The 18,737-nt window shown below is 66.6% G+C and carries 22 protein-coding genes; 18 read left to right on the top strand and 4 right to left on the bottom strand.

Going from position 1 to position 18,737, the window contains the following annotated elements:
- The first annotated feature begins 103 nt into the window (after positions 1-103).
- The 7 genes from MMG85_RS07870 (at position 104) to MMG85_RS07840 (ending at position 8,452) form a co-directional block, all read left to right on the top strand.
- Positions 104-1,267, top strand: a complete 1,164-nt coding sequence (locus tag MMG85_RS07870) for an acyl-CoA dehydrogenase family protein (protein ID WP_055944135.1) — start codon at positions 104-106, stop codon at positions 1,265-1,267.
- A gap of 66 nt (positions 1,268-1,333) precedes the next feature.
- On the top strand, positions 1,334-3,919 hold the full coding sequence (locus MMG85_RS07865) for a DUF3857 domain-containing protein (RefSeq protein WP_241045543.1): 2,586 nt from the start codon (positions 1,334-1,336) through the stop codon (positions 3,917-3,919).
- A 5-nt stretch (positions 3,920-3,924) separates the two neighbouring features.
- The gene (locus tag MMG85_RS07860; RefSeq protein WP_241045542.1) at positions 3,925-4,476 is read left to right on the top strand and encodes a GNAT family N-acetyltransferase; all 552 of its coding nucleotides are present in this window, start codon (positions 3,925-3,927) and stop codon (positions 4,474-4,476) included.
- 26 nt (positions 4,477-4,502) lie between these two features.
- A complete protein-coding gene (locus tag MMG85_RS07855) occupies positions 4,503-4,958 on the top strand; it encodes a hypothetical protein (RefSeq protein WP_241045541.1) in 456 nt (151 codons plus the stop codon).
- Complete coding sequence (locus MMG85_RS07850; RefSeq protein ID WP_241045540.1) at positions 4,948-5,604, top strand: glutathione S-transferase family protein; 657 nt, start codon at positions 4,948-4,950, stop codon at positions 5,602-5,604. Before MMG85_RS07855 ends, MMG85_RS07850 begins: the two co-directional genes overlap by 11 nt.
- An 8-nt stretch (positions 5,605-5,612) precedes the next feature.
- A complete protein-coding gene (locus MMG85_RS07845) occupies positions 5,613-7,877 on the top strand; it encodes a thiamine pyrophosphate-dependent enzyme (protein ID WP_241045539.1) in 2,265 nt (754 codons plus the stop codon).
- A 29-nt stretch (positions 7,878-7,906) separates the two neighbouring features.
- A complete protein-coding gene (locus tag MMG85_RS07840; protein ID WP_241045538.1) occupies positions 7,907-8,452 on the top strand; it encodes an NADPH-dependent FMN reductase in 546 nt (181 codons plus the stop codon).
- 190 nt (positions 8,453-8,642) lie between these two features.
- Here MMG85_RS07840 and ubiM read toward each other — a convergent pair whose 3' ends face one another.
- Together ubiM and MMG85_RS07830 are read right to left on the bottom strand one after the other, a co-directional pair.
- Complete coding sequence (gene ubiM, locus MMG85_RS07835; protein ID WP_241045537.1) at positions 8,643-9,833, bottom strand: 5-demethoxyubiquinol-8 5-hydroxylase UbiM; 1,191 nt, start codon at positions 9,831-9,833, stop codon at positions 8,643-8,645.
- A gap of 88 nt (positions 9,834-9,921) precedes the next feature.
- Positions 9,922-10,785: a folate-binding protein gene (locus MMG85_RS07830; protein WP_241045536.1), complete on the bottom strand. Its 864-nt coding sequence runs from the start codon at positions 10,783-10,785 to the stop codon at positions 9,922-9,924.
- Positions 10,786-10,824: 39 nt separating this feature from the next.
- Here MMG85_RS07830 and MMG85_RS07825 point away from each other — a divergent pair, with 39 nt between their 5' ends.
- The 10 genes from MMG85_RS07825 to lolD all read left to right on the top strand — a co-directional run bounded on the left by MMG85_RS07825 (position 10,825) and on the right by lolD (position 17,575).
- A complete protein-coding gene (locus tag MMG85_RS07825; protein ID WP_241045535.1) occupies positions 10,825-11,010 on the top strand; it encodes a DUF1674 domain-containing protein in 186 nt (61 codons plus the stop codon).
- 58 nt (positions 11,011-11,068) lie between these two features.
- Complete coding sequence (gene sdhC / locus MMG85_RS07820; RefSeq protein ID WP_241045534.1) at positions 11,069-11,461, top strand: succinate dehydrogenase, cytochrome b556 subunit; 393 nt, start codon at positions 11,069-11,071, stop codon at positions 11,459-11,461.
- On the top strand, positions 11,458-11,841 hold the full coding sequence (gene sdhD, locus MMG85_RS07815) for a succinate dehydrogenase, hydrophobic membrane anchor protein (RefSeq protein ID WP_241045533.1): 384 nt from the start codon (positions 11,458-11,460) through the stop codon (positions 11,839-11,841). The genes sdhC and sdhD overlap by 4 nt, the downstream gene beginning before the upstream one ends.
- A gap of 5 nt (positions 11,842-11,846) precedes the next feature.
- The gene (gene sdhA / locus MMG85_RS07810; protein ID WP_241045532.1) at positions 11,847-13,637 is read left to right on the top strand and encodes a succinate dehydrogenase flavoprotein subunit; all 1,791 of its coding nucleotides are present in this window, start codon (positions 11,847-11,849) and stop codon (positions 13,635-13,637) included.
- A 116-nt stretch (positions 13,638-13,753) separates the two neighbouring features.
- On the top strand, positions 13,754-14,536 hold the full coding sequence (locus MMG85_RS07805; RefSeq protein WP_055944159.1) for a succinate dehydrogenase iron-sulfur subunit: 783 nt from the start codon (positions 13,754-13,756) through the stop codon (positions 14,534-14,536).
- A 4-nt stretch (positions 14,537-14,540) separates the two neighbouring features.
- A complete protein-coding gene (locus tag MMG85_RS07800) occupies positions 14,541-14,972 on the top strand; it encodes an MAPEG family protein (RefSeq protein WP_241045531.1) in 432 nt (143 codons plus the stop codon).
- The gene (locus tag MMG85_RS07795) at positions 14,969-15,217 is read left to right on the top strand and encodes a succinate dehydrogenase assembly factor 2 (RefSeq protein WP_241045530.1); all 249 of its coding nucleotides are present in this window, start codon (positions 14,969-14,971) and stop codon (positions 15,215-15,217) included. Before MMG85_RS07800 ends, MMG85_RS07795 begins: the two co-directional genes overlap by 4 nt.
- On the top strand, positions 15,168-15,623 hold the full coding sequence (locus tag MMG85_RS07790; RefSeq protein ID WP_241045529.1) for a hypothetical protein: 456 nt from the start codon (positions 15,168-15,170) through the stop codon (positions 15,621-15,623). Before MMG85_RS07795 ends, MMG85_RS07790 begins: the two co-directional genes overlap by 50 nt.
- Positions 15,624-15,627: 4 nt before the next feature.
- Positions 15,628-16,875 carry a lipoprotein-releasing ABC transporter permease subunit gene (locus MMG85_RS07785; protein WP_241045528.1) on the top strand — a complete coding sequence of 416 codons (1,248 nt, stop codon included), beginning with the start codon at positions 15,628-15,630 and terminating at the stop codon, positions 16,873-16,875.
- Positions 16,868-17,575, top strand: coding sequence for a lipoprotein-releasing ABC transporter ATP-binding protein LolD (gene lolD / locus MMG85_RS07780; RefSeq protein ID WP_055944170.1), 708 nt, complete (start codon positions 16,868-16,870; stop codon positions 17,573-17,575). Before MMG85_RS07785 ends, lolD begins: the two co-directional genes overlap by 8 nt.
- 27 nt (positions 17,576-17,602) lie before the next feature.
- On the opposite strand, the gene MMG85_RS07775 is transcribed toward lolD, so the two are convergent.
- Positions 17,603-18,031: a hypothetical protein gene (locus MMG85_RS07775; protein ID WP_241045527.1), complete on the bottom strand. Its 429-nt coding sequence runs from the start codon at positions 18,029-18,031 to the stop codon at positions 17,603-17,605.
- 52 nt (positions 18,032-18,083) lie between these two features.
- Positions 18,084-18,527, bottom strand: coding sequence for a hypothetical protein (locus MMG85_RS07770; protein ID WP_241045526.1), 444 nt, complete (start codon positions 18,525-18,527; stop codon positions 18,084-18,086).
- A 6-nt stretch (positions 18,528-18,533) separates the two neighbouring features.
- Between MMG85_RS07770 and MMG85_RS18450 the strand changes: the two genes are divergently transcribed.
- On the top strand, positions 18,534-18,665 hold the full coding sequence (locus tag MMG85_RS18450; RefSeq protein ID WP_277399782.1) for a hypothetical protein: 132 nt from the start codon (positions 18,534-18,536) through the stop codon (positions 18,663-18,665).
- Positions 18,666-18,737: the final 72 nt, after the last annotated feature.

Below are 18,737 nucleotides of genomic sequence, written 5' to 3'. Positions count from 1 at the left end.
AAAGGCCGGCATTTCGCCGGCCTTTGCTGTGCGTACTGGCGCTTACCGGCGCCGAGGGCCACCGCATACAATGCGGTGAATGACTCCTGCCGGTTGAAGCGCAATGGCCCTGAACCCGTATGACCTATTCGATGTCCGTTCCCTCCTGAGCGAAGAGGAGCGCGCCGTGCAGGACGCGGTGGCCCGCTTCACCGACGAACGCGTGCGTCCCATCATCGGCGACGCCTTCGACCAGGCCCGCTTTCCGAAGGAGCTGGTGCCGGAGATCGCCGAACTCGGCCTGCTCGGTTCCTCGCTGCCCGAGAAGTACGGCTGCGCCGGCCTCAATGCGGTCAGCTACGGCCTGATCTGCCAGGAACTCGAACGCGGCGACAGCGGCATCCGCAGCTTCGTCAGCGTGCAGTCCTCGCTGTGCATGTATCCCATCTATGCCTACGGCAGCGAGGAACAGCGCCAGCGCTGGTTGCCCGACATGGCCGCGGGCAAGGTCATCGGCTGCTTCGGCCTGACCGAGCCGCACGGCGGTTCCGACCCGGCCAACATGAAGACCACCGCGCGCCGCGACGGCGACGACTGGGTCATCAACGGCTCCAAGATGTGGATCACCAACGGCAACCTGGCCGACATCGCCATCGTCTGGGCGCAGACCGACGACGGTATCCAGGGCTTCCTGATCGAGAAGGGCACGCCGGGTTTCACCGCCCAGGAGATCAAGCACAAGATGAGCCTGCGCGCGTCGGTGACCAGCGCGCTGTTCTTCGACAACGTGCGCCTGCCCGACAGCAGCCGCCTGCCCAACGTCAAGGGACTGAAGGGTCCGCTGGGCTGCCTGACGCAGGCGCGTTACGGCATCACCTGGGGTCCCATCGGCGCCGCCATCGCCTGCCTCGATGAGGTGTTGGGCTACACCAAGGAACGGATCCTGTTCGACCGTCCCGTCGCCGCCACCCAGAGTGCGCAGATCAAGATGGCCGAGATGGCGCGCCGCATCACCCTGGCGCAGCTGCTGTCGCTGCAACTGGGCCGCCTGAAGGACGCCGGCACCATGGCGCCGGCGCAGGTGTCGCTGGCGAAGTGGAACAACTGCCGCATGGCCATCGACATCGCGCGCGAATGCCGCGACCTGCTGGGCGGCGCCGGCATCACCACCGAGCACGCCGCCATTCGCCACGCACTGAATCTGGAATCGGTGATCACCTACGAAGGCACGGAGACCGTGCACCAGCTGGTGATCGGCCGCGAACTGACGGGCATCAACGCGTTCTGAGGCTGAGCGCAAGGGATAGGGGACTTGGGCATCCTTTCATACGGTCGCAGACGCTGGGGAGCGTCGGTGTCCGCGCTGTTGTTGGCGGCTTGTGCCGCATTGCCACTCTCCGCGGCCGACTACAGGCTCGCCGACGACACGCCAGGCCCAACCCCGTGGACGTATCCCGAGCGTGAGGCGACGCCGGTGGCGGCGGACGGTGTGCGCTACCTGGGTGTGGCCGATCGCGTCGACCTTACAGGCGAGCATCCTGTCTGGCGCCGTTGGCTGAGCTACGAGGTGGCGGAAGAACGTGGCCTGTCGTCGGCAGGCCAGTTCAGTATCAGCTACCAGCCGGCGTACCAGCGCGTTGTCGTGCATGCCATCGATGTGTGGCGCGACGGGCAACGCTTGAACCGGCGCGGACAGTCGCGGATTGAAGTGCTGCGCCGTGAGGCGGGACTGGAGGATGGGTTGATCGACGGCAATCGCGAACTGTCCGTGACCATCCCCGACATCCGCGTGCACGATCGTGTCGAGTACCGTTACACCATCGAAGGCTACAACCCTGTCTTCGGTCGCGGCTATCACGACTACTGGAACACGCAGTACGGTGTGCCCCTGGGTACACGCGTGATCCGCACCGAGTACCCGGCCGACATGACGATGACCTTGCCGGTCACGCCCGAAGGGTTCGTGGCGAACAGCGGAACAAGCGCGCGCGGACGCTGGTGGGAGCTGCGCGGCGTGAATCTGCCGAAGCTGGAAGAAGAAGACGGCACGCCGGACAGCTTCGAGGAGACCCGCCAAGTGGAGATATCCACGGCGCGGGACTGGCGCGACGTCGCGCAATGGGCGATGCCCTTGTATCCCGGTCGTTTCAGCGATCGTGCGATGGCACGGGAACTCGCGGATCGGCTGGAACTCGATCCCGCTGACGCAGAGGGATCGCTGCTGCGCGCCACCGCGTTCGTGCAGGGCGAGGTGCGGTACACCGGTCTCGACATGGGGCTTCAGTCCCATGCGCCCAATCGTCCCGAACTGGTGGTCGAACGCCGTTTCGGCGACTGCAAGGACAAGACGCAGTTGTTGATCGCGTTGTTGCACGAAGCCGGGATTCCAGCTTCGCCGGTGCTGGTCAATAGCCGTCAGCGCGCCACGATCGCCATGCGCATGGCGAGTCCGCTTGCATTCGACCACGTGGTGGTGAGGGCCCAACTGCCCCGCGGAAGCGTGTGGATCGATCCCACTCGCGAACGCGAGCGTGGTCCGTTGTCGGGGAGGGCGCCCTTGGTTTTCGGTCGGGGATTGGCCGTGGCTGCGGACAGCGATCGCCTGATAGACATCCCGTCGCCGTTCCCCACCGAGCCGGATGTGGACGTCGACCAGCGGCTCGACTTCAGCGTAAAGGACGACTCGTTCAAGGCTGACTTTCTCGTGGAGACGCGCTATCGCCCGGGGCAGGCGGAGGGCATTCGCGCCAACTTCGTAGGCGAGGGCGCTGATGCCGTGGGCAAGCGCTACCTCGCCTATATGCAGAACTATTACGAAGGCCTCCGCGCATCCCGCGCGCCGGTGATGTCAGACGGCGAACAGGAGGTCAACGTCAGCGAGGCTTACACGCTGGAGTGGAGTGGTGAAGCCGCTGGATCGGTATTTGGCATCATCCCGTTCCAGTTGCTGGACTGGGCGCCCATGCTGCCGGAGCAGGCGGCGCGTCGCACGCCCTTGTCGTTGGGCGGTCCGCGTTACGGGCGGCAGGTGGTACGCAGTTTCCATCCCGACGGCTGGAGCGTTGAAGCGGGCGAGGACATCGTCGAGAACGCCTACTTCCACTTCCGCCGCCAGATCGAAGTCCGGCGCAACATGATGAAGATCACCGTGGAGTGGAAGCGGCTTGCCGACCAAGTGCCAGCGGCGGACTACATGCGTGTGCGAAACGACCTGCGCGAAATGCGTGAACTGCTGCAGTACGACATTGACCTGGCAGCCGGGTGGCCCATGCCGAGCCTGGAGCCCCGCGACTGGCTGTGGCCGGTGCTCGCATGGTTGTTGGCGATGGCCTCGGCGTCCGGCCTTTGGTTGATGCGAGCCAGATGGCTGGTGGCGGGCATGCTGTATCGACCGAGGCGGACCGTCGCCATGAAGCTGTCCACGGACACCCTGGCGATTGGCACTTTGTTCGGCTTGGCAGCGGCCTTGGTAGAGGTTGCCTTCGAAAGAGGCGGGACCCTGTTCGTCAAACCCATGCCGTTCGCGGTCGGGGTGCTGATTGGTGGTTTCGTCTTGATGGTGTTGCGCTGGTTCTTCTTCGCGGCCCTGCTGCAATGGGCGTTGCGGCTTTTCGGCCATCGCGTGGCCTACGCTGACATGCGCCGGGCGTATGGCCTGGCGCAGATTCCAATGACGCTCTTCCTGTTGCTGGCGATGCTGGCACAAGGATTCCGTCTGCACTGGATGGACGAAGTCGGCGATCCTGCGCGCGCGCCCGCCCAGATCACGGCGATCGCATTGGTCGTCGTGGGCATGGTGTGGTGGCTGGCGTCGCTGGCAGGCGCCTGCGCCGGAGTCGCGGGTACGCGACTCCGCAAGGGCGTGCTGGTGGTGAGTGTCAGTGTCCTGCCTCTGGTGTGTGCCGGTCTGGTTCTGGTCCTCTTTTTCCTCCCTGGATAGGTACGATGGACCTTTCCAATTTCCAGCTCGAAACCCCGCGTCTCCTGCTGCGCCTGCCGCGACGGGACGACTACGAAGCCTGGGCGGCCTTCGGCGCCGATGAGGACGCCACGCGCTACATCGGCGGCATGCAGGCGCGTTCGCCGGCGTGGCGCAGCCTCGCGGCGACGCTGGGCAGTTGGCATCTGCAGGGCTTCGGGATGTTCTCGGTGATCGAGAAGGCGAGTGGTCGCTGGGTGGGCCGGGTCGGGCCTTGGGAGCCCGAAGGCTGGCCGGGCACCGAGGTCGGCTGGAGCATCGCGCGGGAGGCGTGGGGCAGGGGCTACGCTCCCGAAGCCGCGGCGGCCAGCATCGACTGGGCGTTCGACCATCTGGGCTGGAGTGAGGTGATCCACACCATCGATCCGCAGAACGCCAACTCGAAGTCGGTGGCCGCCAAGCTCGGCTCGACCTACCTGCGCATGGATCGCCTGCCCGAACCGCACCACGAGAAACCGGTCGAAGTCTGGGGCCAGACGCGCGCGCAGTGGCAGGCGCGCAGAGCCGCGCAAGCGTGACCCCGACGTCCGCGCTACATGCAGGCTTGCACGAGGCCCTGCCGCAGATGGCGCGGACATTCCGCGATCCCTGGTGGATCATCGGCAGTGCCGCGATGACGCTGGCCGGCGTTGCCGGCATCGTGCCGCAGGACATCGACGTGCTGTGCAGCCGTCAGGATGCGCTGCGCCTGCGCGAGGCATGGAGCGACCATGTCGATACGGCCTACCGTCCCGCCGACGAAACCCGCTTCCGCTCCGCCTTCACGCGTTTCGTCCATCTGCCGATGCCGGTGGAAGTCATGGGCGGGCTGGAACTGATGACGGAGGCGGGGTGGCAGCCCGTGCGGGTGCACGACGACATGCGCATCGATATCGCAGGCGTCGCCGTGCCCATTCCGACGCGGCAGGAGCAACGTCGCATCCTGCTCGCGTTCGGTCGCGCGAAAGATCTCGCCAAGGCCGCCCGCCTGTCCGTTCCCGAGCATCCGCATGTCGCCTGATCCCGTCACTGTCCACGGCATGTCCAGCTCGGGCAACTGCCACAAGGTCCGCCTGCTGCTGGAACAGCTCGGTCGTCCCTACACCTGGGTCGAAGTCGACAGCGCCCATGGCGGCACCCGCACACCCGCATATCTGGCGAAGAACCCGAACGGCAAGGTGCCGATGCTGGAACGCGCCGACGGCTCCATCCTCGTCGAGTCGAATGCCATACTCTGCTGGCTGGCCGAAGGCAGTCCGTATCTGCCGGCCGATGCCTGGCAGCGTGCGCAGGCGCTCAGCTGGCTGTTCTTTGAGCAGTACAGCCACGAGCCGTACATCGCCGTGGCGCGCTTCATCCGTGGCTGGACGCCGCTGGATTCGCCGCGCCGCGCCGAGCTGCCGCGCCTGCAGGAGCGGGGTGAGCAGGCGCTGGCCGTCATGGAAAAGCATCTCGAACATGCGGCCTGGTTCACCGGCCCCGCCTATGGCGTGGCCGACATCGCGCTGTTCGCCTACACCCACTGCGCGGAGGACGGCGGCTTCGATCTTTCCGCCTGTCCGCGCATCACCGACTGGCTGGTGCGCGCGCGCGCCACGCCGGGTTTCGTTCCCATGCCGGGCGTGAGCGATGACGTCGCCGCGCGCCTGGCGGCTTCCCGATCCTGAGCGAGCACATGACTGCACATCATCCGATTCCGGCCCGCATGAAGGGCCTCAACCGTGCCGAGATCTGCGACCAGAACTTCATCGAGTTCGTGAAGGCGTGGAACGGGCATGTCGGCGCGACGCCTGCGGCCGGTGATGCGGTACTGCCGGGCAGCAGGCTGGACGCGAAGGGTTTCATCGAACTGCTGGAATCCCAGCTGATCTCGCGGCATCTCGATCTGATGGCACGCGTGCTGCGCGTGCAGAACAAGGTCTTCTACACCATCGGCAGTTCGGGGCACGAGGGCAATGCGATGGTGGCGCGGCTGACGCGGCATACCGATCCCGCCTTCCTGCATTACCGCAGCGGCGGCTTCATGGCCGAGCGCTTCCGCAAGCTGCCGGGGATGGACCCGGTGATGGATTCGGCGCTCAGCTTTGCCGCGAGCGCGGACGATCCGGCCTCCGGTGGCCGCCACAAGGTGTGGGGCAGCAAGCCCTTGTGGGTGTTGCCGCAGACCTCGACCATCGCCTCGCATTTGCCGAAGGCGCTGGGCACCGCCGTGGCGATCGAACAGGCGCGCCGCATCGGTCACGCGCTGCCGATTCCGGACGACAGCATCGCCATCTGCTCGTTCGGCGATGCCTCCAGCAACCACGCCACCGCGCAGACCGCGTTCAATGCGGCGGCGTGGACCGCGTACCAGAAGCTGCCGGCGCCCGTGCTGTTCGTCTGCGAGGACAACGGCATCGGCATTTCGGTGAAGACGCCGGAGGGCTGGATCGGACGGAACTTCCGCGACCGCAAGGACCTGGACTACTTCCACGCCGACGGCCTGGACCTGGCGACCGGCTACGGCCAGGTGCAGACGGCCGTCGAGCACTGCCGACGCACGCGTCGCCCGACCTTCCTGCACCTGCGCACCACCCGGATCATGGGCCACGCCGGCACCGACTTCGAGATCGAATGGCGGCCGCTCGAGGAACTGTGCGCTGTGGAGGCGACCGATCCGCTGTTGCGTTCGGCGGCGATCGCGCTGGAGTCCGGGCTGCTGTCGAAGGAGGCGTTGCTGGACCTGTACGAAGCCACCCGCACGCGTTGCTTCGCCGCCGCCGAGGACGCCGACCGCCGACCGCGCATCACCACGCTGGAACACGTGATGGAACCCCTGGCGCCTTGCACGCCGGATGCCGTGGCGAAGGAAGCGGTGCGCAGCGCACCACACGAGAAGCGCGTCGCCGCGTTCGGCAGCGAGGACAAGCTGCCGGAGAAGCTGCCGCCGCGTCACCTCGCCATCCAGATCAACAACGCGCTGCACGACCTGTTCTGCAAATACCCGGAGACCCTGCTGTTCGGCGAGGATGTGGCGCAGAAGGGCGGCGTGTACACGGTGACCAAGGGTCTGCAGAAGGCGTTCAAGGGCACGCGTGTGTTCAACACGCTGCTCGACGAGACCATGATCCTTGGCCTGGCGCAGGGCTACGCCAACCTGGGCATGCTGCCGATCCCCGAGATCCAGTACCTGGCCTACTTCCACAACGCCTGCGACCAGATCCGCGGCGAGGCCGCCAGCCTGCAGTTCTTCAGCAACAACCAGTACCGCAATCCGATGGTGGTGCGCATCGCCGGCCTGGGCTACCAGCGCGGCTTCGGTGGCCATTTCCACAACGACAATTCGATCACTGCGCTGCGCGACATCCCGGGCCTGGTCGTCGGTTGTCCGTCGCGTGGCGACGATGCGGCGATGATGCTGCGCACCCTGGCCGCGCTGGCGAAGGTGGATGGCCGCGTGTCGATCTTCCTGGAGCCGATCGCGCTGTACATGACCAAGGACCTGCACGAGGCCGGTGACGGCCAGTGGCTGTTCCCGTATCCCGCACAGGACGAGGCGATGCCGCTGGGCGAAGGCCGGGTGTACAACGAGGATGCGGACGACCTGGTCGTCTTCACCTACGGCAACGGCGTGCCGATGAGCCTGCGTGCCGCGCGCAGTATCGGGAACAAGCATGGCTGGAAGGTGCGCGTGGTGGACCTGCGCTGGCTGGTGCCGCTCAATGCCGCCTTCATCGCGGCGCAGGCGAAGACGGCCAAGCGCATCCTGGTGGTCGACGAAGGGCGCCATGCCGCCGGCGTCGGCGAGGGCGTCATCACCGCCATCGCCGAAGCGGGCTACGCGGCCCGGCCGTTCCAGCGCGTTGTGGGTGCGGACACGTACACGCCGCTGGCGAGTGCGGCGTTCCTGGTGCTGCCCGGTGACGAGGACATCGTTGCGGCGGCCGACCGGCTGGCATGATGGCGGTCCCCACCCGCTGAGGAACGGACATGTCCACGCGTCGTATCGGCGTCATCATCGGCAGCCTGCGCGCCGGTTCCTTCAATCGCCAGCTCGCCGGTGCCGTGCAGGTGCTGGCGGGTGACCGCTTCGTCTTCGAGGACATCGGCATCAGCGACCTGCCGCTGTACAACCAGGACAACGACGCGGATTTTCCTGCGGCCGGCCTGCGCTTCAAGCAGCAGGTGGAAGTCTGCGATGCCCTGCTGTTCGTCACGCCGGAGTACAACCGTTCCATCCCGGGCGTGCTGAAGAATGCCATCGACATCGGTACTCGCCCGGGCGGCAGCAATTCGTTCGCGGGCAAGCGTGCGGCGGTGATCGGCACGTCGCCGGGCGCGCATGGCACGGTGTCGGCCCAGCAGCACCTACGCAACGTGCTGGCAGCGGTGGATGTCGCCGTGCTGCCGCAGCCCGAGATCGCCATCCAGTACCGCGAAGGCCAGATCGACGCCGGGGGCACCGTCACCGATGAACGCCTGCGCAAGCGGCTGCAGTTGTTCCTCGACCGGTTCGAGGCCTGGCTGTCTCCGTAGCGTGCGCCATGCGCACGACGCGGGATAGATCAATCGTTCATGAGGTCGTGCGCGCAGCGCACGCTACGGCCAGCGGTCCATGCATCGTTCTCGCGGTCGTGCAAGCGCGCGCAGTGTCGCCTCGTAGCGTGCGCCATGCGCACGACGCGGGGTAGATCAATCGTTCCGGAAGTCGTGCGCGTAGCGCACGCTACGGTCGGTGGTTCGGCGGGCGTTCGTCTGCCAGGGTGCGTGCCAGCATGCGCCGGAACGGGGTGGCCCGCTGGCCGACACGCAGGACGGTTTCGCGCAGCAGGCGGATGGGCGCGCGGTCGTCGGTGTACATCGCCACGATGGCACGGGTGGCGAGGTAAAGCGGACGCGATCCGCGACGGTGGCGGCGCTCGTAGCGGGCCAATCCCTCGGCGCCGCCCAGGTCGCCGTCGCCTTGCAATGCTTCGCGCGCCACGACGGTCAGCCGTTCCACGCTGGCGAGTCCCAGATTGAAACCATGCGCCGTCACCGGATGCATGCCTACGGCTGCATCGCCTACGAGAGCGAAGCGGCGGCCGACGAAGCGGCGCGCGTACATGCCGACCAGCGGATACACATGGCGACTGCTCTCCAGCCGCATGTGGCCTAGACGATGACCGTAGCGCTGTTCGATCTCGTGGGCGAAGCGGTCCGCCTCCAGCCCCGCCAGTCGCGTCGCCGCGCTGTCGGGGAGGGTGACGACGACGGAAGCCAGATGCTCCTGCAGCGGCAGCAGGGCGAGCGTCTGGCCATGGCCGAACCATTCCCACGCCACGCCATGGTGCGGCTGCTCATGACGCATGCGGCAGACCAGCATGCTCTTGCCGAAGTCGTGCTGGTCGGCGCCGATGCCCATCGCGCGGCGTGTTTCGGAGAAGCGGCTGTCGGCGGCCACCAGCAACTGCGCTGTCAGTCGCGGGCTGTCGTCCAGCGTCACGCAGGCGTGGTCGGCGGTGGTGTGGATCGTGTGGACGCGCGCGCTGTCGAACAGGTCCAGCCGTGGCAGGTCGCAGACCGCCTTCCAGGCGGCTTCGCGGATGCGGTGGTTCGGCACCAGCATGCCGAGTGCCGGCTTGCCGGCCAGACCGGCCTCGATGCGCATGTCGAGCAGGCTGTCGCCGTCCATCACCCTGGCCGCGCGCAGCGGCGAGCACGCGTCCTCCGGCAGGTGTCGCCAGATGCCGAGGTCGCGCAGCAGGCGCATCGATGCGTGCGTCAACGCGATCTCGCGTCCATCGAAGGCGGGCTCGGCAATGGCGGCGCGTGGGTGGCGCTCCACCAGCGCCACCTTCAGGTCGAGGTCGCAGAGCGCCTTCGCCAGGCACAGTCCGGCCGGGCCGGCGCCGATGATGATGACGTCATGCTGCATGCGCAGGCTCCTGTCCGGATCGGACAGCAGTCTCGGGTTGCGCCGCCGGCACGTCATTGACGTGGATCAATCGACGCGCGGAACGACCTCAGCGGCGCAGGCCTTCCTGCAGCGGTTGCCGGACGAGCCGGTGGCCATCGGCGACCAGGCCACTGCCGGCATGTTCCAGCGGCATCACGGCCAGCAAAACGCTGCCGCCGTTTTCCTGTGCCACACAGGCCACTTCGCCGACATCGCGCTCGTCATCGCGCACCGGCGTGCCGTCGGCGACCGTGCCGTCGACGGTGAAGCATTGAAGCGAGCGCTTGGCCTTGCCGAGGAAATGCGTGCGCGCGACGATTTCCTGACCCGGGTAGCAACCCTTCTTGACGCTGTAGGCGGACAGGCGATCCAGCGCCAGTTGCTGCGGGGTCCACTGCTCGCGCTGTGCGGACGACAGGCGGGGCAGGCCATGGCGCAGGTCGGCGACCTGCCAGGCGGCTTGCGATGCCGGATCCTCATTGGCGGGAGGACCGATGTGCCACGTGCGCGGTCCACCGTCGCCTCCCACATCCAGTTCGAGCACGCCGTCGGCGTCGTCCAGCGTGGCGCCCTGCGCACGGGCCGGTGCGGCGAACGTGCCGCTGACCGCGAGGTCGCCCGGCACGTCGATCTTCAACTTTCGTCTAAAGACGAACCGGCGCAGCGCTTCGGCGAGCGCCGCGGCGGGATGATCGGGCAACACCAGCCACAGGCGATCGGCGGACAGCCTTGCCAACGCGAACACCGCAATCACGCGCCCCTTGGGCGTCAGCCATGCATTCCATTGCCATTGTCCCGGGGCCAGCGCGACCACATCGTTGGCGAACTGCGCGTGGGCGAAAGCCACGGCATCCGGGCCTTCCAGCGTTACCAGCGTATGGTCGGGCAGGCTGAAAAACGGTGCAGTGGTAGGAGAAAGGTTGTAAGCCACGGGGGCGAGGATTAAAATTTTGTGCGTTGCGAGACCGCCATGATAGGTCAAACTCCCCCGGTTCCCGACCCCGATCCCAGAACACAGCCGTCCGATACCCCACCGCCGACATCCGGCGAAGGGGCAGCAGATACGGCCGTGCAGAAGGAGATCGGTGGCCGCGACGGGCCCGAGCCCACGCGTTACGGGGATTGGGAAAAGAACGGGCGCTGCATCGATTTCTGAGCAACGTACGTAAAGCCAACGCGGTCCAACCGCCCAGCCGAGACAACGAGCGCAACGAATGGCGACTCCACAACGTCCGCTTTCCCCCCATCTGCAGGTCTACCGTTGGCAGATCCAGATGGTGACCTCCATCCTGCACCGCGCCACCGGCATCGTCCTCGCCGCGGGCGCCCTGCTGATCACGGCGGGCCTGGTCGCGCTGATGATCGGCCCGGACGCCTGGAACTGCGTCACCGCGCAGGCCGGCGCCTGGTACGGCCAAGTCTTCCTGTTCGGCTGGGCCTGGGCTTTCGCCTACCACCTGTGCAACGGCATCCGCCACATCGTGCAGGACTTTGCCATCGGCTACCGCATCGCCACGTTCGTGCGCAGCAGCTGGCTGTCGGTGATCGCCAGCCTGGTCATCACCGCCCTGGTCTGGGGCTACGTGCTGCTGGGAGGTGGCGCATGAGCGATTTCCGTACCCCGATCAAGAACGCGCGCGGCCTCGGCTCGGCGAAGACCGGTACCGAACACTTCGTCCATCAGCGCCTGACCGCGACCGCGCTGGTCGCACTGACCGTCTGGTTCCTGGTGTTCGTGCTGAGCCTGCTCGGCGCCGATTACGTCACCGCCACCGCCGCCATCGCCAGGCCGTGGAATGCGATGCTGCTGGTCGGCTTCCTGGTGGCCATGTTCTGGCACGCCCAGCTCGGCCTGCAGGTCGTGCTGGAAGACTACGTACACAACTCGCTGCTCGCCCTCGCGGTGCAGACCACCGTCAAGTTCATCGCCGTGCTGGGCGCCATCGTGAGCGTCTTCGCCGTGGCCCGCATCGCGCTGGGGAATTGAGCCACATGTCCGCTTACAAGATCACCGAACACAAGTACGACATGGTCGTGGTGGGCGCCGGCGGCGCCGGCCTGCGCGCGACCTTCGGTCTGGCCGCCAAGGGCCTGCAGACCGTCTGCCTGACCAAGGTCTTCCCGACCCGCTCGCACACCGTGGCGGCGCAGGGCGGCATTTCCGCCGCGCTGGGCAACATGGGCGAGGACGACTGGCGCTACCACTTCTACGACACCATCAAGGGCTCGGACTGGCTGGGCGACCAGGACGCGATCGAGTACATGTGCCGCGAGGCCATTCCCGCGATCATCGAGCTGGAGCACTACGGCGTGCCGTTCTCGCGCACCGAGGAGGGCAAGATCTACCAGCGCCCGTTCGGTGGCATGACCACCAAGTACGGCGAAGGCCCGCCGGCGCAGCGCACCTGCGCCGCCGCCGACCGCACCGGCCACGCCATGCTGCACACGCTGTACCAGCAGTCGCTGGCGCACGACGCGCGCTTCATGGTCGAGTACTTCGCGCTGGACCTGATCTTCGACGAGGAAGGCGCCTGCCGCGGCGTGCTGGCGCTGGACATGGCCACCGGCACGCTGCACCTGTTCCGCGCCCATGGCGTGGTGCTGGCCACCGGCGGCTACGGCCGCGCGTACTTCTCGGCGACCTCGGCCCATACCTGCACCGGCGACGGTGGCGGCATGGTGATGCGCGCCGGCCTGCCGATGCAGGACATGGAGTTCGTGCAGTTCCATCCCACCGGCATCTACGGCGCCGGCTGCCTGATCACCGAGGGCGTGCGCGGCGAAGGCGGCATCCTGCGCAACAGCAACGGCGAGCGCTTCATGGAGCGCTACGCCCCGCACTACAAGGACCTGGCCTCGCGCGACGTGGTCAGCCGTTCGATGACCATCGAGATCCGCGAAGGCCGCGGCGTGGGCGAGCACAAGGACCACATCCTGCTCGACCTGACCCACCTGGGTCCGGAAGTCATCAACGAGAAGCTGCCCGGCATCGCCGAGAGCGCCCACATCTTCGCCGGCGTGGACGTCACCAAGCAGCCGATCCCGGTCATCCCGACCGTGCACTACAACATGGGCGGCATCCCGACCAACTACCATGGCGAAGTGGTGCGCAAGGTCGGCGACAATCCCGATGCGGTAGTGCCCGGCCTCTACGCCATCGGCGAAGCGGCCTGCGTATCGGTGCACGGCGCCAACCGCTTGGGCTCGAACTCGCTGCTCGACCTGGTGGTGTTCGGCCGCGCGGTGGCCAACCGCTGCGCCGAAACCATCAAGAGCGGCTCGTCGCACAAGCCGCTCGCCGGCGACGCCTGCGACAAGGCGCTGTCGCACCTGGACAAGCTGCGCAATGCCAACGGCGACACGCCGACCTCGGTGATCCGCGACAACATGCAGCGCACCATGCAGTCCGATGCCGCCGTGTTCCGCACCAGCAAGACGCTGAAGGAAGGCTGCGACAAGATGGCCGACATCTTCTCCAGTTTCCAGGACGTCAAGGTCAGCGACCGCTCGCTGATCTGGAACTCGGACCTGATCGAGACCTACGAGCTGCACAACCTGCTGCTCAGCGCCGTCGCCACGATCAATTCGGCCGAACAGCGCCACGAGAGCCGCGGTGCGCACGCGCACGAGGATTTCCCCGAGCGCGACGACGTCAACTGGCAGAAGCACACGCTGGTCAACGTCGCCGACGACGGCACGTGCAGCTTCGACTTCCGCCCCGTGCACATGTACACGCTCAGTAATGACGTGGACGTGGTGCCGCCCAAGCCGCGCGTTTACTGAAAGCCGTGAATAGGGAATCGGGAACAGGGAATGGGCAAGGCGGCGGTATCTGCCGCGGTCCTCAGCCCGCTCCCATCCATTCCCTTTTCTCTATTCCCCATTCCCGGATCTGAGCCATGGCCGAATTTTCCCTCCCGAAGAACTCGCGCGTCACCAAGGGCAAGCACTTCCCCGCGAAGGGCGCCAAGAACGTGCGTACCTTCAAGGTGTATCGCTGGAACCCGGACGACGGCGCCAACCCGCGCACGGATACCTACGAGATCGATCTCGACAAGTGCGGCCCGATGGTCCTGGACGCGCTGATCAAGATCAAGAACGAGATCGATCCCACGCTGACGTTCCGCCGCTCCTGCCGCGAAGGCATCTGCGGTTCGTGCGCGATGAACATCGACGGCACCAACACGCTTGCCTGCACCAAGGCCATCGGCGATTGCGGCAAGGCCGAAGTGCCGATCTATCCGCTGCCGCACATGGACGTGGTGAAGGACCTGGTGCCAGACCTGACCCATTTCTACGCGCAGTACGCCTCGATCAAGCCCTGGATCCGCACGCAGACCCCGGCACCGCCGGACCGCGAGCGCCTGCAATCGCCGGAAGACCGCAAGAAGCTGGACGGCCTGTACGAGTGCATCCTGTGCGCCTGCTGTTCGACCAGCTGCCCGAGCTACTGGTGGAACGGCGAGCGTTACCTGGGCCCGGCGATCCTGCTGCAGGCCTACCGCTGGATCATCGACTCGCGCGACGAGGACACCGGTGCGCGCTTGGATGATCTGGAAGATCCGTTCAAGCTGTACCGCTGCCACACCATCATGAACTGCGCGCGGACCTGTCCGAAGGGCCTGAATCCGGCGCTGGCGATCGCCGAGATCAAGAAGCTGATGATGGCGCGTCGCGCCTGATCCCATGAGCGACGCACCGGCCACGGCGATCCTCTGGCCCGCGGTGGCGATGGTCGGCCTGACCTTCCTGGTGTGGGTCCGGCTGTACCAACTGCGACTGGGTGAGATGGCACGCAAGCGCATCGATGCGCAGTCGCTCGCCAACGCGGCGGACTCGGTGCGCCTGCTGGTCGATACGCGCGCGTCGGACAACTTCCGCAACCTGTTCGAGCTGCCGGTGCTGTTCTACGCCGGCGTGTTGCTGGCGGCACAGCTCGGCGTCTCCGACGGCGTATCGCTTGCCCTGGCCTGGGCTTTCATCGCCTTGCGCGCCGTGCACAGCCTGGTCCACTGCACGTTCAACCATGTCATGACCCGCTTCGTGGCCTATGCGCTGGCCACACTGGTCCTGATCGCCTTCTGGGTGCGGCTGGCGCTGGCCATGGTGGCGGCATGAGCGACGATCCCGAACTGAAGCGCATCCGCTGGCGCTGCCGTCGCGGCATGCGCGAACTGGACCAGTTGTTCGGCCGCTATCTGGACCGCTGCTGGGCGACCGAATCCGAGCCGCAGCGGGCGGTTTTCCTACGCCTGCTCGATTGCGAGGACGATAAGCTCTGGCGCTGGTTCATGGGCTACGAGCACTGTCCCGATGCGGAACTCGCCGCGCTGGTGGAACGGATCCGTCAACTGCCGGCTTGAGTGGCGGCCCTCGCGCCTGCTGCAGGCGCTGTTGATCCTGCTGGGCGTACTGGCTGCCGTGGCGGTGCTGGCCTGTGAGATGCCGCGCCTGTTCGCCTGGCCGCTGGCGGCGCTCGCCCTGGCGCAGGGTGCGTGGCTGGCGTGCAGGGAAGGGCGCAGGGCGCGTCTCTCATTCTGGTTCCCCGGCAACGACCGCCCGCCGACGGTCGACGGCCTGCCGATGTTCGACGCGCGCCTGCACTGGCGGGGTCCGCTGGCGTTCCTGCGCTGGCGTGCAAGCGCCGGCGGTCGCTGGCAGCACGCGGCGTGGTGGCCGGACACGCTGCCGGCCACCCAGCGGCGTGAACTCCGGCTTGCTGCGGGCGAGGGGGATGCTGGGCGGCATCGGAGGGATCGGGCACCATAGGCACATGTTCAAACCCATCCCAGTCGCCATCGGCCTGCGCTATCTCCGCGCCAAGCGCCGCAACGGTTTCATTTCCTTCATCTCGCTCGCCTCCGTGCTCGGCATCGCGCTGGGCGTGATGATCCTGATCACCACCCTGTCGGTGATGAGCGGTTTCCAGCGCGAGATCCGTGACCGCCTGCTGCAGGCCACCGCGCATGCCACCGTCATGGGCGCGGGCGAGGCGATGCAGGACTGGCCGCAGGCCACCAAAATCGCCATGGCCGACCCCCGTGTCTCGGGTGCCGCGCCCTTCATCCACGTGCAGGCCATGCTGACCGGCAACGCCGATCCGCAGGGCGCGCTGGTCACCGGCATCCTGCCGGGCGAGGAGCCCAAGGTCTCGGTGATCGGCGACAAGATGAAGTCCGGCACGCTGGATTCGCTGCAGCCGGGTGGGTTCCACATCCTGCTCGGGCAGGAACTGGCGGCCTGGTTGCGCGTCGGCGTCGGCGACAGCGTCGTGGTGACCGCCGGCGACTTTCAGGGCACGCCGATGGGTGCGATGCCCAAGATCAAGCGCTTCACCGTCAGCGGCATTTTCTCGGTCGGCCACAACGACGTCGACCGGAACCTCGCCCTGGTCCACATGGGCGACCTGCAGCGCGTGCTGCGGATGGGCGACGGCGTTACCGGCGTGCGCCTGAAACTGCACGACATGTACCAGTCCTGGGACGTCGCGCGCGACCTGGCGCTGCGGCTGCAGGGTCCGTACCGCATCAGCGACTGGACCAGCGAGAACGCCAACCTCTACCACTCGCTGAAGATGGAGAAGACGGTGATGGGCATCCTGCTGTCCTTCATCATCCTGATGGGCGCGTTCTCGCTGGTGAACTCGCAGGTGATGCTGGTGACCGACAAGCAGGCCGACATCGCCATCCTGCGCACGCTGGGGCTGACGCCGCGCGGGGTGATGCAGGTGTTCATGGTGCAGGGCGTGCTGATCGGCGTGATGGGCACGGTGCTTGGCGTGGTCGGCGGCATCCTGCTGACCATCAACCTGGAATACATCCTGGCCGCCATCGAGGCGGTGTTCAAAGTGACGCTGCTCCCGCCCGACGTCTACTACATCACCGGTCTGCCGTACGAACTGAGCGGCAGTGAGGTCGTGACGATTGCGGCCGTGGCACTGACGATGAGTTTCCTGGCCACGCTGTATCCGGCGTGGCGCGCCGCCCGCACCCAGCCCGCGGAGGCGCTGCGCTATGAATGAGGTCATCCGTTCCGCCGTGGTCCATGCCGAAGCGCTGGGCAAGACCTACGCCGAAGGCTCGCTGCGCACGCCGGTGTTCGATGGGCTGGAGCTCAACGTGCAGCCCGGCGAGACCGTCGCCATCGTCGGCGCCTCCGGCGCGGGCAAGAGCACGCTGCTGCACCTGCTCGGTGGTCTGGACACGCCGACGGCAGGCGAGGTGTATGTCGCCGGCAAGAAGATGTCGTCGCTCTCCGATGCCGCGCGCGGCCAGTTGCGCAACCAGGCGCTCGGCTTCGTCTACCAGTTCCACCACCTGCTGCCGGAGTTCACCGCGCTGGAGAACGTCATGATGCCGGTGATGCTGGGTGGCGCCGGGGTCGAAGCCGCGTCGGGCAAGGCGAGGCTGTTGCTGGAATCGGTCGGCCTCGGCCACCGTCTGGCGCACAAGCCGGGCGAGCTGTCCGGTGGCGAGCGTCAGCGCGCCGCGGTGGCGCGCGCGCTGGTCAACCAGCCGGCCTGCGTGCTGGGCGACGAGCCGACCGGCAACCTGGATGAAAAGACGGCGGCGACGGTGTTCGAGCTGATGCTCGACCTCAATCGGGCGCACAAGACCAGCCTGGTGCTGGTGACCCACGACCGTCGCCTGGCGCGCCGGCTGGACCGCGTGCTGGAGCTGCACGAAGGCAAGCTGCGCGAACTGGCCCACGACGCCGTCTGAGCATCGTCGGGCAGCCCGCCTCGGGCATCAACCGGTGCGGGAACGGCGCATGCGTGCGCCGATGAGAGTGGCCAGCCACGCCATCGGCAGGTAGGCGAACAGCAGGTCGACGGCCTTGAACCAGGTGGGCGCCGGGATCATCAAGCTCGCGGCAATCCCGCCGAACAGGAACAGCACGCCGATCACCCAGGCGAACAGCGCTTTGCAGCTGCCGGCAATTCCGTAGGCCAGCAGTGCACCGACCAGCGTGCCCAATGCGTGGGCAAGGAAGGGCGCGACGAAGTGCTTTGGCTCAAGAAGGTGCATGGCCTGTTGCAGGCCTTCGGCGGTGGTCATGTCGACGCCGGGCGGCGGCGGAACCAGCGCGGGCCCCAGCATGACGATCGCCATGTTCACCACGCTGCCCAGGACCAAGCCGACAACGACGGCCGCGATGTTGCGCAGGATGATCGGCATGGTGGCCTCCGGGTGATGGGTTGCCAGGTCTTCAGGCGATCCGATATGCGTGTCAACGGTGTCGTTCGGAGGGACCGGACACGCTCTCTATCGCCAGTACGAAATACGCGTCCGATTCGCCGTCACCTGCATCCACTTTCGTCAGGGGGCCGGTGAACGTGGCGCTGACCTCGCCGGTGAATTCGATCCCTGCATCCTTGAAGGGTTTGACGACGCGATCCGAGGTGATACGTCCCACGATGGCATGTTCGGGCACCCCATCCGTCACAGTCTGTCCACACGGGTAGAGAACCACCAGGTCATCCTCGCGGTGCGGGTTCGCGCTCAACGGGAGGGCCATGCAGGCGTCGACCCTGACAGTCCTGCCAACCAGTGACGGGTCGTCATGAACGGCGGGAAGCGTTGTCGAGACCGGTGTGTAAGCCTGCGTTGCCAGCGGGAGGGACAACAGGCACGCCGCTAGGGAGCAGATTCGATATGCGTTGGTGGGTTTCATGGAACCATGCCGTCCTTGATGGTGAGCGATGATGACTTGAAAGAAGAGGACGCTCGAAAATGCTCAAATCCGATGGCCGACGCGGTGGCCAACATGATCGAGCATTTACTCGGTGCTCTTGACTATGAAATCATCTGAATACCGCTTGCCGCTCATACACATCTCCGTGATTGCCGTAACGTACGGCTTGGAGGTCTCTACTGAGCGCGG

The organism is Pseudoxanthomonas sp. LH2527 (genome assembly GCF_022539275.1).
GTDB lineage: Bacteria > Pseudomonadota > Gammaproteobacteria > Xanthomonadales > Xanthomonadaceae > Pseudoxanthomonas_A.
The sequence above is the reverse complement of the archived record's forward strand: the minus strand, read 5'-3'. Positions and strand labels throughout refer to the sequence as shown.

What these genes read in the sequence shown, in the direction of transcription:
- MMG85_RS07870 (WP_055944135.1), top strand. Translation starts at nt 104, where the DNA reads ATGGCCCTGAACCCGTATGACCTATTCGATGTCCGTTCCCTCCTGAGC.
- MMG85_RS07860 (WP_241045542.1), top strand. Translation starts at nt 3,925, where the DNA reads ATGGACCTTTCCAATTTCCAGCTCGAAACCCCGCGTCTCCTGCTGCGC.
- MMG85_RS07850 (WP_241045540.1), top strand. Translation starts at nt 4,948, where the DNA reads ATGTCGCCTGATCCCGTCACTGTCCACGGCATGTCCAGCTCGGGCAAC.
- MMG85_RS07845 (WP_241045539.1), top strand. Translation starts at nt 5,613, where the DNA reads ATGACTGCACATCATCCGATTCCGGCCCGCATGAAGGGCCTCAACCGT.
- MMG85_RS07840 (WP_241045538.1), top strand. Translation starts at nt 7,907, where the DNA reads ATGTCCACGCGTCGTATCGGCGTCATCATCGGCAGCCTGCGCGCCGGT.
- ubiM (WP_241045537.1), bottom strand. Translation starts at nt 9,833, where the DNA reads ATGCAGCATGACGTCATCATCATCGGCGCCGGCCCGGCCGGACTGTGC.
- MMG85_RS07825 (WP_241045535.1), top strand. Translation starts at nt 10,825, where the DNA reads ATGATAGGTCAAACTCCCCCGGTTCCCGACCCCGATCCCAGAACACAG.
- sdhC (WP_241045534.1), top strand. Translation starts at nt 11,069, where the DNA reads ATGGCGACTCCACAACGTCCGCTTTCCCCCCATCTGCAGGTCTACCGT.
- sdhD (WP_241045533.1), top strand. Translation starts at nt 11,458, where the DNA reads ATGAGCGATTTCCGTACCCCGATCAAGAACGCGCGCGGCCTCGGCTCG.
- sdhA (WP_241045532.1), top strand. Translation starts at nt 11,847, where the DNA reads ATGTCCGCTTACAAGATCACCGAACACAAGTACGACATGGTCGTGGTG.
- MMG85_RS07805 (WP_055944159.1), top strand. Translation starts at nt 13,754, where the DNA reads ATGGCCGAATTTTCCCTCCCGAAGAACTCGCGCGTCACCAAGGGCAAG.
- MMG85_RS07800 (WP_241045531.1), top strand. Translation starts at nt 14,541, where the DNA reads ATGAGCGACGCACCGGCCACGGCGATCCTCTGGCCCGCGGTGGCGATG.
- MMG85_RS07795 (WP_241045530.1), top strand. Translation starts at nt 14,969, where the DNA reads ATGAGCGACGATCCCGAACTGAAGCGCATCCGCTGGCGCTGCCGTCGC.
- MMG85_RS07790 (WP_241045529.1), top strand. Translation starts at nt 15,168, where the DNA reads ATGCGGAACTCGCCGCGCTGGTGGAACGGATCCGTCAACTGCCGGCTT.
- MMG85_RS07785 (WP_241045528.1), top strand. Translation starts at nt 15,628, where the DNA reads ATGTTCAAACCCATCCCAGTCGCCATCGGCCTGCGCTATCTCCGCGCC.
- lolD (WP_055944170.1), top strand. Translation starts at nt 16,868, where the DNA reads ATGAATGAGGTCATCCGTTCCGCCGTGGTCCATGCCGAAGCGCTGGGC.
- MMG85_RS07775 (WP_241045527.1), bottom strand. Translation starts at nt 18,031, where the DNA reads ATGCCGATCATCCTGCGCAACATCGCGGCCGTCGTTGTCGGCTTGGTC.
- MMG85_RS07770 (WP_241045526.1), bottom strand. Translation starts at nt 18,527, where the DNA reads ATGAAACCCACCAACGCATATCGAATCTGCTCCCTAGCGGCGTGCCTG.
- MMG85_RS18450 (WP_277399782.1), top strand. Translation starts at nt 18,534, where the DNA reads ATGCCGTCCTTGATGGTGAGCGATGATGACTTGAAAGAAGAGGACGCT.